Here is a 13,676-nt window from a genome sequence, read left to right on the forward strand (position 1 = left end):
CCCAACGGGCGCGAAAACTTTGATAGTTTCGCGCCTATGACGATCCATTCGACGCCCCCTGCCCCCATCGAGACCGAAACCACCTCACCGGAGGCGGCCAGCCGCGTCACGCCGATGATGGAACAGTATCTTGAGATCAAGGCCGCCAATCCCGGCCTGCTGCTGTTCTACCGAATGGGCGATTTCTATGAATTGTTCTTCGAGGATGCCGAAATCGCGTCGCGTTCCCTCGGCATCACCCTGACCAAACGGGGCAAGCATCTCGGGCAGGACATCCCGATGTGCGGGGTGCCGGTGGAGCGGGCCGACGACTATCTGCACCGGCTGATTGCACTCGGCAATCGCGTCGCTGTTTGCGAACAGATGGAGGACCCGGCCGCTGCCCGCAAGCGCGGCAACAAGAGCGTGGTCCGCCGCGACGTGGTGCGGTTGGTGACGCCGGGCACGCTGACCGAAGACACCCTGCTCGACGCCAGAACCAACAACTACCTGCTCGCGGTCGCGCGAGCCCGCGCATCGTCTGCCGGCGGCGATCGCATCGGACTGGCGTGGATCGACATCTCCACGTCGGAATTCATCGTCACCGAGTGCAGCACCGCAGAGTTGGGCGCGACGCTGGCGCGTATCAACCCGAACGAGGTGATCGTCACCGACGCCTTGTACAGCGATCCCGAACTAGCCGCCTTGTTCCGCACCTTGCCCGCGGTGACGCCGTTGACCCGCGATGTGTTCGACGCCGCGACCGCCGAGCGGCGGCTATGCGATTATTTCGCCGTCGCCACCATGGACGGATTCGGCACGATGTCGCGGCTCGAAGCAACCGCGGCTGCTGCGGCCGTGACCTATATCGATCGCACGCAGGTCGGCAAGCGGCCGCCGCTGTCGCCGCCGGCGCGTGAAGCTGCCGGGACCACCATGGCGATCGATCCGGCAACGCGGGCCAACCTCGAACTCACCCGCACATTGTCCGGCGAACGGCGCGGATCGCTGCTCGACGCCATCGACTGCACCGTCACCGCAGCCGGATCAAGACTGCTTGCGCAACGGCTGGCTGCGCCATTGACGGACAGCCCGACCATCAGCCATCGGCTCGATGCCATCGCGTTGTTTGCGCACGACAGCGCCGCACGGGAAGATCTTCGCGGCATTTTGCGCGCGGCGCCGGACATCTCCCGCGCACTGGCGCGACTGTCAATCGGACGCGGTGGACCGCGCGATCTCGCTGCCCTGCGTGACGGCGTGCTGGCGGCCGACCAGGTGGTGGAGCGGCTCTCGCGGATCACCGATCTGCCCCGCGACATCCATTTGGCACTCGACGCGCTGCGCCGGCCGTCACGCGACCTCGCCCGGGAATTCGCGCGTGGTCTCGCGGAGGATCTGCCTTTGCTCAAGCGCGACGGCGGGTTCGTTCGGCAGGGCTATGATTCAAATCTCGACGAGACACGCAATTTGCGTGATGCATCGCGGCTCGTGGTCGCCGCAATGCAGGCGCGCTATGCCGACGACACCGGTATCAAGGCGTTGAAGATCCGCCACAACAACGTGCTGGGTTATTTTGTCGAGGTCACCGCGCAGCATGGCGACAAGCTGATGACTGCGCCGCTGAACGCAACCTTCATCCATCGCCAGACGCTTGCGGGACAAGTGCGCTTCACCACCACTGAACTCGGCGAGATCGAAGCCAAGATCGCCAATGCCGGTGAACGCGCGCTCGGTCTTGAGCTCGAGATTTTCGACCGGCTGTGTGCGAAGGCGATTGCCGCGGGAGACGATCTGCGCGCCGCGGCCCACGCCTTTGCGCTGCTTGACGTCACCTCGTCGCTTGCGAAGCTCGCCATCGACGAGAATTATGTGCGGCCCGTCGTCGACAATTCGCTGAAGTTCTCCATCGAGGGCGGGCGGCATCCAGTCGTCGAGCAATCGCTGAAGCGCGACGGCCAGCCGTTCATTGCCAATGCCTGCGACCTGTCGCCCGGCCCATCGCAATCGTCTGGGCAGATCTGGCTGATCACCGGTCCCAACATGGCCGGTAAGTCGACCTTCCTGCGGCAGAACGCATTGATCGCGTTGCTGGCGCAGATGGGAAGTTTCGTGCCGGCGAAGCTCGCGCACATCGGTATCGTCGACCGGCTGTTTTCACGCGTCGGCGCGGCGGATGACCTCGCGCGCGGCCGCTCAACCTTCATGGTGGAGATGGTCGAGACTGCGGCCATTCTCAACCAAGCCAGTGAACGCGCGCTGGTGATCCTCGATGAAATCGGCCGCGGCACATCGACCTTCGACGGATTGTCGATCGCCTGGGCGTCCATCGAACATCTGCATGAAAGCAATCGCTGCCGCGCGCTGTTCGCCACCCACTATCATGAGCTGACAGCGCTGTCGGCGAACCTGCCGCGGCTGTTCAACGCCACGGTCCGCGTCAAGGAATGGCAGGGAGACGTCGTCTTCCTGCATGAGGTGCTGCCGGGAGCCGCCGATCGTTCCTACGGCATTCAGGTGGCGAAACTCGCAGGCCTTCCCGCGGCCGTCATCGCGCGGGCGAAATCAGTTCTCACCAAACTGGAAGCGCAGGATCGCGGATCGACCGCACGCGCGCTTGCCGACGATCTGCCGCTGTTTGCCGTGACATCGCGTGCAGCGCATGAACCGCTGCCGCCAAGTCCGGCTGATCAGCTCGTTGAGGCGCTCAATGCGCTGCATCCCGACGACATGTCACCGCGGGATGCACTTGAAGCATTGTATGCCTTGAAGGCGAAGCTGCCGAAATAACTCGGTTAGATACGATTGATCGAGACGCTGGTCTTCGGACCATTCTTGATGGTCTGATACACGACGCAGTAACGCTCGGTGAGCTTGAGCAACTGATCGAGCTTTTCCTGTGGCGCGTCGGTATCGACGTCAAAGCGAAGACGAATTTCCGCGAAGCCCACCGGCGCTTCCTTGTCGACGCCCAGCGTGCCGCGGAAATCGAGATCGCCTTCGGCGCTCACATTACCGGACTTCAACGGCGCATCGATCGCGGTTGCCACCGACTTCAGCGTCACACCGGCACAGGCCACCAACGCTTCGAGCAGCATGTCACCCGAGCACAGTTCGAGACCGGAGCCGCCGGTTGCCGGATGGAGGCCCGCCACTGCCGCGATGGCACGACCGGTTTCCACCTTGCAGGCGATGCCTTCGCTTTCCAGTGAGCCCTTGGCCTTCAAGGTGATGAAAGCGGCATTGGGATCGGACTTGTAGCGATCCTTGATCGGGGCCTGCATGGCGCGGAGTTCGGTTGAATCCATCTGACTGCTCCAAAAACGATGATCAAAACGACTTCTATATGTGGTGTTACCACCACATCGCGGCACCTTCCACCGGCTGCTCATTACCCGGCTTCGCACGGTCAAGCGAACGGTCCAACGCCGTCAGCACCTTGCGCTTGACGGCATCGAACAATGGCGATGTGCGATCGCGCGGACGCGTCAGTTCAACCCTGATCTCTTCGAACAACCGGCCGGGCCGCGGACGCATCACCATCACGCGGTCCGCCAGCACGACGGCTTCGTCGACATCATGGGTGACGAGAATAAGCGTCGGCTTGGTATCCGCCCACAGGCCGAGCAGATGATCCTGCAGATCGGCGCGCGTGAAGGCATCGAGGGCCGAAAACGGCTCATCGAGCAACAGCACTTCGGGCGACGGCACCAAGGCCCGCGCAATCGCCACGCGTTGCGCCTGGCCGCCGGACAATTCGCGCGGCCACGCCTTGGCCTTGTCGGCGAGGCCAACACGCTCCAGCGCACGTGCGACCTTTTGCTGACGTTCCGCGGCGGGCAAATTCATGATGCCGAAACCGACATTGTCAGCCACGCTCAGCCATGGAAGCAGTCTCGGCTCCTGGAAGATGATGCCGACCTTCTCGTGCGGCGCGGTGATCGACGCGCCATCCAATGTAATGTCGCCAGTTGTCGCGCGTTCGAGACCCGAGATCGCACGCAGCAAGGTGGACTTGCCGCAGCCGGAGCCACCGATGATGGCGATGATTTCGCCCAGCTTGATCCGCGCCGAAAATCCCTCGAGCGCATGAACACCGTTGGGATAGACCTTGCCGACATGATCGAGGGTGAGCATCTCAAGCCCTCTCCGCATGCGAGCTGAAGGAATCCTGCCACCGCAAAAATGGTTTGGCGGCAAACTGGATCAGCCAGTCGGTGATCTTGCCGAGGATCGCGAACACGATGATCGCGGCCATGATCTGCGCGGGCTTGCCCAACTGTTGTCCGTCAGTCAGCAGAAAGCCGACACCTTCGGATGCGCCCATGAATTCGGCGGCAACCACGAACATCCACCCGAGCCCGAGGCCGGTGCGCAACGAGACGATAAAGGCGGGCAGCACGGCCGGCAGAAGAATGCGCCGGATCATCGCGAAGCCGCTGAGACGGAAGGTCCGACCGACTTCGACGATCTTGCGATCGATCCCAAGGATCGCATCCATCACGCCAAGATAGATCGGGAAAAACACGCCGGCGGCGATCAACGCCACTTTCGATGTTTCAAAAATGCCGAGCCACAGGATGAAAAGCGGAATCCACGCCATGGACGGAATTGCGCGCAGCGCCTGCAGCGTCGGATCGAGCAACCGCCGCGCCAGCGACCAGTAGCCACAGATCGCGCCGAAAATCGTTCCCGCCAGAACACCGATACCAAAGCCGGCGCCGACCCGGCTCATGGTCGCGATAATGTGCCGGCTCAACTCGCCGCTGGCCGAAAGTTCAACGAGAGTCGCCCAGATACGGCTAGGCGGCGGCACCAGACGGCCATTGGAATAGCCAAATCGCACCGCGAGCTCCCAGACCAACGCACAGATGAGGGGCAACAACAGGCCGATGGCTGGCCGCGCAATGCGCTGCAGTCGCCCGGCGGGGCGCCGCGCCGCCACGCCGGCCTCAAGAGCTGGATTTTCGAGTGTCATAGCCACAGCAAAAACGCGCAAACGCTCCCGATTGCAAGCCCCTTTCATGACAACACCCTGCACGGCCGGAGCCATACAGGGTGTCAATCGTCATTGGCCGCGACTTAGTTTGTCGGCAGCGGAACCTGATCGTCGATCAGGGAATCCACCGCGGCTTTCACATCGACGCTGGACTTAATGACACCGGCCTGCTGGAGGGCGAGACCCGCTGCCAGAATCGATTCACGCTGTGGCGCGCCGATACGGTTGTGTGTCAGCTCAGTACGCTCCTTGAGCTGCTTGTCGATCACCACGTCAGGCAGCTTGGTGGCAGCCTTGAAGCCCTGCTTGAGCTCATCGTAGTGGCTCAGCGAATACTTGCGCGCCTCTTCATAAACCGCGAGCACGCGGCGCACGAGGTCCGGATGGTCCTTCAGGAATTCCTCGCGGACGTTGAGGATGCCCCAGGTGTTGGCTTCCGGCTTGCGGTAAAACAGCTTGGCGCCGTCTTCGATTTCCGCCTGCGCCATCATCGGATCGAGACCCGCCCATGCATCAACATCGCCGCGAATGAGCGCGGTCTTGCCGTCAGCATGCTGCAACAGGACCGGCGTGATGTCCTTTTCGGTCAGGCCCGCTTCGAGCAGCGCACGCACCAAAAAGATGTGCGGATCAGTGCCACGCGTCACAGCGACACGCTTGCCCTTAAGATCAGCCACCTTGGTGATCTTGGAATCCTTGGTCGTGACCAGCGCGGTCCATTCCGGACGCGAATAAACATAAATCGACTTGATCGGGTTGCCGTTGATTTTGGCAACCAACGCCGCAGATCCCGCGCTTGAGCCGAAATCGATCGATCCGGCGTTCAAGAATTCAAGCGCCTTGTTGGAGCCGGCAGACTGTACCCAGACGATCTTGATCCCGTCCTTGGCGAACTCCTTCTCGAGCAGTCCCTTTTCCTTCAGCACGATGGAAACCGGATTGTAGGTCGCCCAATCGATCGCGATCTGTTTCGGCGCATCGGCGGCGAACAGCGTGCTTGGCGCAAGCGCTGCGACTGCGGCAATCGCGGCAAACATGCGTCGGGTAAACTGGGACATCAAATCTTCTCCATCTCGTGAGGGTCGTGCGGGCGTGTGCTGCAATCCCACATTCCGCGGCAATTTAACAGAGCCCGAGAGCCCTGAATTATTGTTTTTATATCAATAAGTTAACTCGCTCGCGTCAATGAGAAAATAACTGCCCGAATTGCGCTCGGGACGAAACGGCATTCCTTGAATCGCTGAAAAATGAGAACAGATGTCGCTGGTATGACGGTTCGGGCTTTCGCAAGCGAAGGCGCCGCGCAATGCTGCGAACTGCGGAATCGGGACACCGGATGACTAATCCCTTGATGACACCGCTTTCATGCTCCGATATTCCGGATGTCATGGACAATGTTGCGGCCAACCTCCCGCCAGACGTTGAAACTGTTTTCGACAGTGCCCGGATCGCTGCCGCGATCAGCGCGCTTGCCGACAACGCCGGCAACGACGACATTTTCCGGTCTGCCATGGCCCAGTTGCTCAAGGCCGAACTCGCCGCGGCGCGGGAGGCGGCACAAGCGAAACTGTTGAAGGACCGGCACGGACGGCGCTGCGCGGAGTGGCTTTGCTTCGTGCAGGACGAAATCATCCGCCTGCTGTTCAACGCCGCGACCCGGCATCTTTATCATTCGCCCACGCCGTCCGACTCCGAGCGGATGGCCGTGATCGCCACCGGCGGCTACGGCCGCGGCCTGATGGCGCCGGAGTCCGACATCGATCTGCTGTTCATCCTGCCCTACAAGCAGACCGCCTGGGGCGAGCAGGTCGCCGAAGCCATCCTGTATTGCCTGTGGGACATGGGCTTGAAGGTCGGGCATGCGACGCGCTCGGTTGATGAATCGATCCGGCAGGCGCGTGCCGATATGACCATCCGCACCTCGGTGCTCGAAACGCGCTTCCTGACCGGCGACACCGCGCTTTACGAAGAACTGGTCACGCGGTTCGACAAGGAAGTCGTGCAGGGCACGGCAGCCGAATTCGTCGCCGCCAAACTTGCCGAGCGCGAGGAGCGCCATCGCCGTGCCGGCCAATCGCGGTATCTGGTCGAACCGAACGTGAAGGACGGCAAGGGCGGCCTGCGCGACCTGCATACGCTGTTCTGGATCGCCAAATACGTCTATCGCGTCCGCGAAACCGAAGATCTTGTCCAGCGCGGCGTGTTCGACGCGCAGGAGTATCGCACCTTCCGCCGCTGCGAGGACTTTCTGTGGTCGGTCCGCTGCAACATGCATTTCCACACGGGCCGTCCCGAGGAGCGCCTGTCGTTCGAAATGCAGCGCGAGATCGCGCAGCGGCTTGGTTACACCTCGCATCCTGGCATGCAGGATGTCGAGCGCTTCATGAAGCACTACTTCCTGATTGCCAAGGAAGTGGGCGACCTCACCGCGATCCTCTGCTCCAAGCTCGAAGACCAGGAAGCCAAACCGGCGCCGGTGCTCAGCCGCGTGATGGCGCGGCTGCGGCCGGGCCGAAAGCGCGGCCGCGTGCCGGGCGGTGAAGATTTCATCATCGACAACAACCGCATCAATCTCGCCGTCCCCGACGTCTTCAAGCGCGATCCCGTCAATCTGATCCGGATTTTCCGGCTGGCGCAGAAGAACAATCTGGCGTTCCATCCGGACGCCATGCGGGCGGCGACGCGCTCGCTCAATTTGGTCAACCAGAAGCTTCGCGAAAATCCTGAAGCCAACAGCCTGTTTCTTGAGATTCTGACGTCGAACGATGCCGAGACCGTGCTCCGGCGCATGAACGAAGCCGGCGTGCTCGGCCGCTTCATCCGCGCCTTCGGCCAGATCGTGTCGATGATGCAATTCAACATGTATCATCACTATACAGTGGATGAGCATCTGCTGCGTTGTATCGGCATCCTTCAGGACATCGAGCGCGGCAACAACGACGAGTTCACCGTCGCCAGCGATCTGATGCGGAAGATCCGTCCCGAGCATCGCGCGTTGCTCTACATGGCCGTCTTTCTCCACGACATCGCGAAAGGCCGGCCCGAGGATCATTCAATCGCCGGCGCCAAAGTCGCGCGGAGGCTATGTCCGCGCTTCGGCTTCAATGCCGCCGACACCGAGTTGATCGCGTGGCTGATCCAGGAACATCTGACGATGTCCACCGTGGCGCAGTCGCGTGACCTGTCCGACCGCAAGACCATCGAGAACTTCGCGGCTGTGGTGCAATCCGTCGAGCAAATGAAGCTGCTGACGATCCTCACCACCGCCGACATTCGCGGCGTCGGCCCCGGTGTATGGAACGGCTGGAAGGCGCAACTTATCCGGACGCTGTATTACGAGACCGAGCCCGTACTGACCGGTGGTTTCTCGGAGGTCAATCGCGCCCAGCGGATCCAGCATGCACAGGCCGAATTCCGCGCCGCGTTTACCGAGTGGCCGGAGAGCGAGCTCAATGCCTACATCGCGCGCCATTATCCAGCCTACTGGATGAAGGTCGACCTGGCGCGCAAGATCCGCCATGCCCGTTTCGTCAAGGCCAGCGAGGCGAGCGGACACAAGCTGGCGGTCAATGTCGGCTTCGACGAAGCGCGCGCTGTCACCGAGCTGACGATCCTGGCGCCGGATCATCCCTGGCTGCTGTCGATCATCGCCGGCGCATGCGCGTCGGCCGGCGCCAACATCGTCGACGCGCAGATCTACACCACGACGGACGGCATCGCACTGGATACCATCGCGATTTCGCGCGAATACGATCGCGACGAGGACGAAGGACGGCGCGCCACCCGGATCGGCGACACCATCGAGCAGGTGCTGGAAGGCAAACTTCGGTTGCCGGACGTGATGGCGAAGCGCAGCGCCGTGAAGGCCCGCTTGAGGCCATTCGTCGTCGAGCCAGAAGTCATCATCAACAATCAGTGGTCGGACCGCTACACCGTGATCGAGGTCTCGGGCCTCGATCGCCCCGGCCTGCTCTATCAGCTCACCACCGCGATTTCGAAGCTCAACCTCAACATCGCCTCAGCCCACGTGGCGACATTCGGTGAGCGCGCACGCGACGTGTTTTATGTCACCGACCTGCTCGGCGCCCAGATCACCGCGCCGACACGGCAGGCCGCCATCAAGCGGGCCCTCGTTCATCTCCTCGCCAACGAGGACAACGCCGAAAAGCCTGCGGCCTGATCCCTTATTGAGACGTTGCGGATTTGAATGTCGCGCCTTCGTGCTTCAAGAGCCATTGCTTGCGGTTGAGGCCGCCGGCGTAGCCGGTCAGCGACCCGTCCGACCCGATCAGGCGATGACACGGCACCACAACACTGATCGGATTGGAGCCGTTCGCGAGCCCGACAGCCCGGGCCGCATTCGGAACGCTCAGCCGTCCCGCAAGCTCGCCATAGCTCGATGTCCGTCCCGCGGGGATGGTCTGCAACGCGGTCCAAACATTACGCTGAAACGGCGTTCCGCCGGTGCGCCACTTGATGGTCGTCAATTGCTGGAGATCGCCGGAAAAATAACCTTTCAACGCGCTGATCAGACTCTTTGGCGCCGGCGTATCCTCAAGAACAATGTCGCCATAATGCCGTCTCAGCAAACGGTGCAGCCGGGTTTCGTAGTCGGACCAGTCGAGTGCACGCAAAAAGCCATCGTCATCCGTCACCAGAAGCGCGATGCCGATCGGCGTCTCGAGCCGGTCGAGGAAAAAACGTTCAGTTGGCTTTGCGGGCATGGAAGTCTCCCTGATCTCTGTCTTGATCAAGCATCGCTGCTTTGACGCCTTCTGTCTTGCCGATTTCCGACAAGGCACGACGCCATCGTATTTTCATGCTGCGGCGTGTAGGTTCCATGCATTCGATCGGCTTGGGGAAGCAACATGAGCTATGTCGCCAATGGTCTCGTCGTGCTGGTCGCGGCGCTGCACTTCTATTTCCTTGTGCTGGAGATGTTTCTCTGGACCAAACCGAAAGGCTTGGCGGCCTTCGGCAACACGCTGGAGAAGGCCCAGCAGTCCGCTGTGCTGGCGGCCAATCAGGGCCTCTATAATGGCTTCCTCGTCGCCGGACTGATCTGGGGTCTCGTTCATCCCAGCGCGGCATTCGGCTTTCAGATCAAAGTCTTCTTTCTGCTCTGCGTTATCGTGGCCGGGCTCTATGGATGGTATTCCGTCAGCCGGAAGATCTTGATCGTACAGGCGCTGCCTGCGCTCCTCGCGCTGATCTTGCTGTGGCTTGCCTAATCGCCGCCATGCCTAAAGTTGCGTTAACGCCCGCTTAACGCGCCTTTAAACCGCCACCGCTAGCCTGCAAACCACAAGCGACAGTTCAGTGGGGCGTGGGCGTATCGCGTATGGCGTCGGGGCGAAAGAAAAAAGGCGGACGCAAAGAGCCGAAGTTCGACGGCCCGGCCTCGCTTGACAGCGTTCGCCTCAACGGCTGGGATCGCGTCGGCCATGCTATTGACGACGACGAGCCGCAGCCCAAACGCCGGCGCGCCAAGCCAATCGACGATGATGATGGTGATGAGGCGCCCCGCGAGCGGCGAACGCGCAACGCGCCGGCACGCAGAGACAAAGAGAGTTCGTCCAGAGGCCGCTCGCGGTCCCTGCTGGGTCGTCTCGCTTATTGGGGCGTGGTTTTCAGCCTTTGGGGCGTGATTGCCGGCGCCGGGGTCATCGTTTGGGTCGGCGCGCAGCTTCCCTCCATCCAGTCGCTGGAAATTCCCAAGCGGCCCCCGACGATCCAGATCGCCGCCATGGACGGCAGCATTATCGCGACCCGCGGCGAAATGCCTGGGGCCAACATGTCGCTGAAGGAACTGCCGCCTTATCTACCCAAGGCGTTCGTCGCCATCGAAGACCGGCGCTTCTACTCACATTTCGGCATTGATCCCACCGGCATTGCGCGCGCGATCGTCGCGAATTTGATGCATCGTGGCGTGTCGCAAGGTGGGTCCACGCTGACGCAACAGCTCGCAAAAAACCTGTTCCTGACCCAGGAGCGCACGCTCCAGCGCAAGCTGCAGGAGGCCGAGCTCGCCCTTTGGCTGGAGCGGAAATACTCCAAGGCCGAGATCCTCGAACTGTATCTCAATCGCGTCTACTTCGGATCCGGCGCCTACGGTGTCGAGGCGGCTGCGCAACGGTACTTCGGCAAGTCCGCGAAGAACGTGACGCTGGCGGAAGCCGCGATGCTGGCGGGCCTGGTGAAGTCGCCATCCCGTCTTGCCCCCAATCGCAACCCCGAAGGTGCGGAAAAGCGGGCACAGACCGTGCTCACCGCGATGGCGGACGTCAAATTCATCACCGAGGCTCAGGCGCAAGCTTCAATCGCGCATCCCGCGCATGCCGTGAATCCGGCCGGAGCGGGCACCATCAATTATGTCGCTGACTGGATCGGCGAAGTGCTTGACGATCTCGTCGGGCAGATCGACCAGAACATCGTGGTCGAGACCTCGATCGATCCCAAACTGCAAAGCGTCGCCGAAGCAGCCATCATCGATGAGCTGGCGACCAAAAGCGTGAAGTTCAACGTCAGCCAGGGCGCTCTGGTCGCGATGACACCAAGCGGCGCGGTGCGGGCCATGGTCGGCGGCCGCAACTACGCCGAAAGTCAGTTCAACCGCGCGGTCACCGCAAAGCGCCAGCCCGGCTCGGCCTTTAAGCCCTTCGTTTATCTCACCGCTCTCGAAGCCGGGTTGACGCCGGATACGGTGCGCCAAGACGCTCCGCTTGATGTCAAAGGCTGGAAGCCGGAGAACTACAGCCGCGAGTACTTCGGTCCTGTCACATTGACGCGCGCGCTCGCGATGTCGCTCAACACGGTGGCCGTCAGGCTCGGCATCGAGGTGGGTCCCGCGAATGTCGTGCGCACCGCCCATCGTCTCGGCATCGCATCGAAGCTCGAAGCCAATGCCTCGATTTCTCTCGGAACATCGGAAGTGTCAGTGACCGAGTTGGTCGGCGCCTATGCGCCATTCGCCAACGGCGGTTTCGCCGCATCACCCCACGTGGTGAACAGGATCCGCACACCGGAGGGCAAAGTCCTTTATGCCCGCCGCGCCGATCCCCCGCTGAAGGTCATCGATCCGGCCTATGTCGGCATGATGAACAGCATGATGCATGAAACATTGGTGACCGGCACCGCGCGCAAAGCCGATATTCCGGGCTGGTCCGCCGCCGGCAAGACCGGTACCAGCCAGGATTTCCGTGATGCGTGGTTCGTCGGCTACACCGCCAATCTCGTGACCGGCGTCTGGCTCGGTAACGACGACAATTCTCCGACCAAGAAGGCAACCGGCGGCGGATTGCCTGTGGAAGTCTGGACCCGTTTCATGAAAGCCGCGCACCAAAACGTGTCGCCGGTGCCGCTGCCAGGGTCTTATCAGCCGCCTCAGACCAATGACGGCGGCGGGTTCCTGTCGAGCCTCTTTCCGGGCAACAGCCGCGCGCCGGTCCCTGTTCAGCCAATGGACCGACAGCAACAGATTCAACAGAGCAGCAATCAGGGCTATCTGCCGCCGCCCCCGAATGCACAGGCTCGACCTCGTGTGACACAAACGTCAACACGGCCTGAGGCGGATTCAGGTCTCGATGGCTGGCTGATCGATCGGGTGTTCGGCGGCAGGCGCTGACCTGCCGCGTGTCCCGAGATTATGTCTCGAGATTATTCCTCGATCCCGTAGCGGTGCAGATCATTGCCGTGGGTATCGAGCCACTTCTTGGCGCGCTCGGTTGCCGGGCAGATCCGCGCGACGACCTTCCAGAACCGCGACGAGTGATTCATCTCAACGAGATGCGCGACCTCATGGGCTGCGAGGTAATCGAGCACATAGGGTGGCGCGAGGATGAGCCGCCAGGAAAATGACAGCGCGCCGGCAGAGGTGCAGGACCCCCAACGGCTCGACTGATCGCGGATGGTGATCCGCTTGACCTTGACCCCGAGCATCTCGGCATATCGATGGGATGCATCGGTCAACGCGCGGCGTGCTTCGCGCTTGAGAAAGTCATGAACCCGACGGTCGATGAACTCGATATCACCGGCAACACAAAGAATCTTCTCGCCGCTGTCGCGGGTATCCGTCCAAACGGTTCCACGCTCGCCCGCGCGATGCACGATCCGATGTGGAACTCCACGCAATGGAATTGATGCACCATGCGAAAACGGTGCCGCCTTCGGCAAACCGCCAAGTCGCGCTGCGATCCAGGCACCATGACGCTGAGCGAAGTCTTTCGCATCGGCCAAATTGCCGCGCGGCGGCATCGTCAAGATGGCTTCGCGCTTGCTTGGATGAATACGGAGTGTGTAACGGCGCGCACGGCGATGGCGCCTGAGCTGGACAGCGTAAATCGACGAGCCGATTTTGACGGCAAGGGTGCGAGGTTCGGTGGGACGGCGGTAAAGGAGAGCACGAAAGGCCATGTCAGCGGGTCCGGACAGCAGGAGTTCGCCGGGATTCTGCCATATCCGCCGCCAGTGAAATTCATCGGCGCAAAAACAAATCATTTGCCCAATATATCGTGGATTTAGGGATTCGCCCTCCCAGATAAGGGGGGTTGAAACACGAAATTCTGATTCATTTTTAAGCTGTTAGGCCCGCCCGGGACCGGCGGAGAAATTCACTTTTATGGCGCGAATGTGCGCGGCTATTAGCCGTTGAGAATCAAAGCCTTGAGGGAAAGCTGGGGACTCTTGCGTGGGTAAAATT

The 13,676-nt window shown here is 61.5% G+C and carries 10 protein-coding genes; 4 read left to right on the plus strand and 6 right to left on the minus strand.

Annotated elements, in window-relative coordinates; translation table 11 throughout:
* The first annotated feature begins 36 nt into the window (after nt 1–36).
* On the plus strand, nt 37–2,769 hold the full coding sequence (gene mutS / locus ACP0KA_RS09725) for a DNA mismatch repair protein MutS (RefSeq protein WP_424628588.1): 2,733 nt from the start codon (nt 37–39) through the stop codon (nt 2,767–2,769).
* Nucleotides 2,770–2,774: 5 nt separating this feature from the next.
* Here the strand turns inward: mutS and ACP0KA_RS09730 are convergent, their stop codons facing one another.
* From ACP0KA_RS09730 to ACP0KA_RS09745, 4 genes are all read right to left on the minus strand, one after another.
* Nucleotides 2,775–3,287 (minus strand): OsmC family protein, encoded by a 513-nt coding sequence (locus ACP0KA_RS09730; protein ID WP_424628589.1) that lies wholly within the window; start codon nt 3,285–3,287, stop codon nt 2,775–2,777.
* Nucleotides 3,288–3,333: 46 nt separating this feature from the next.
* A complete protein-coding gene (locus tag ACP0KA_RS09735; protein ID WP_424628590.1) occupies nt 3,334–4,116 on the minus strand; it encodes an ABC transporter ATP-binding protein in 783 nt (260 codons plus the stop codon).
* A gap of 1 nt (nt 4,117) precedes the next feature.
* A complete protein-coding gene (locus tag ACP0KA_RS09740) occupies nt 4,118–4,963 on the minus strand; it encodes an ABC transporter permease (protein WP_424628591.1) in 846 nt (281 codons plus the stop codon).
* 98 nt (nt 4,964–5,061) lie between these two features.
* Nucleotides 5,062–6,036: an aliphatic sulfonate ABC transporter substrate-binding protein gene (locus tag ACP0KA_RS09745; RefSeq protein ID WP_424628592.1), complete on the minus strand. Its 975-nt coding sequence runs from the start codon at nt 6,034–6,036 to the stop codon at nt 5,062–5,064.
* Between the two features lie 329 nt (nt 6,037–6,365).
* Between ACP0KA_RS09745 and ACP0KA_RS09750 the strand changes: the two genes are divergently transcribed.
* The gene (locus ACP0KA_RS09750; protein ID WP_424631548.1) at nt 6,366–9,158 is read left to right on the plus strand and encodes a [protein-PII] uridylyltransferase; all 2,793 of its coding nucleotides are present in this window, start codon (nt 6,366–6,368) and stop codon (nt 9,156–9,158) included.
* Nucleotides 9,159–9,162: 4 nt separating this feature from the next.
* Here ACP0KA_RS09750 and ACP0KA_RS09755 read toward each other — a convergent pair whose 3' ends face one another.
* Entirely contained in the window at nt 9,163–9,702 is a 540-nt protein-coding gene (locus ACP0KA_RS09755; RefSeq protein WP_424628593.1) for a methylated-DNA--[protein]-cysteine S-methyltransferase, read from the minus strand.
* A gap of 144 nt (nt 9,703–9,846) precedes the next feature.
* On the opposite strand from ACP0KA_RS09755, the gene ACP0KA_RS09760 reads away from it, so the two are divergent.
* A complete protein-coding gene (locus ACP0KA_RS09760; protein ID WP_424628594.1) occupies nt 9,847–10,209 on the plus strand; it encodes a DUF1304 domain-containing protein in 363 nt (120 codons plus the stop codon).
* 110 nt (nt 10,210–10,319) lie between these two features.
* Nucleotides 10,320–12,602 (plus strand): transglycosylase domain-containing protein, encoded by a 2,283-nt coding sequence (locus ACP0KA_RS09765; RefSeq protein WP_424628595.1) that lies wholly within the window; start codon nt 10,320–10,322, stop codon nt 12,600–12,602.
* 32 nt (nt 12,603–12,634) lie between these two features.
* On the opposite strand, the gene ACP0KA_RS09770 is transcribed toward ACP0KA_RS09765, so the two are convergent.
* Nucleotides 12,635–13,474: a M48 family metallopeptidase gene (locus ACP0KA_RS09770; RefSeq protein ID WP_424628596.1), complete on the minus strand. Its 840-nt coding sequence runs from the start codon at nt 13,472–13,474 to the stop codon at nt 12,635–12,637.
* Nucleotides 13,475–13,676 lie beyond the last annotated feature (202 nt).

Origin of the sequence: Bradyrhizobium sp. SYSU BS000235 (assembly GCF_049747295.1) — a bacterium.
GTDB lineage: Bacteria > Pseudomonadota > Alphaproteobacteria > Rhizobiales > Xanthobacteraceae > Afipia.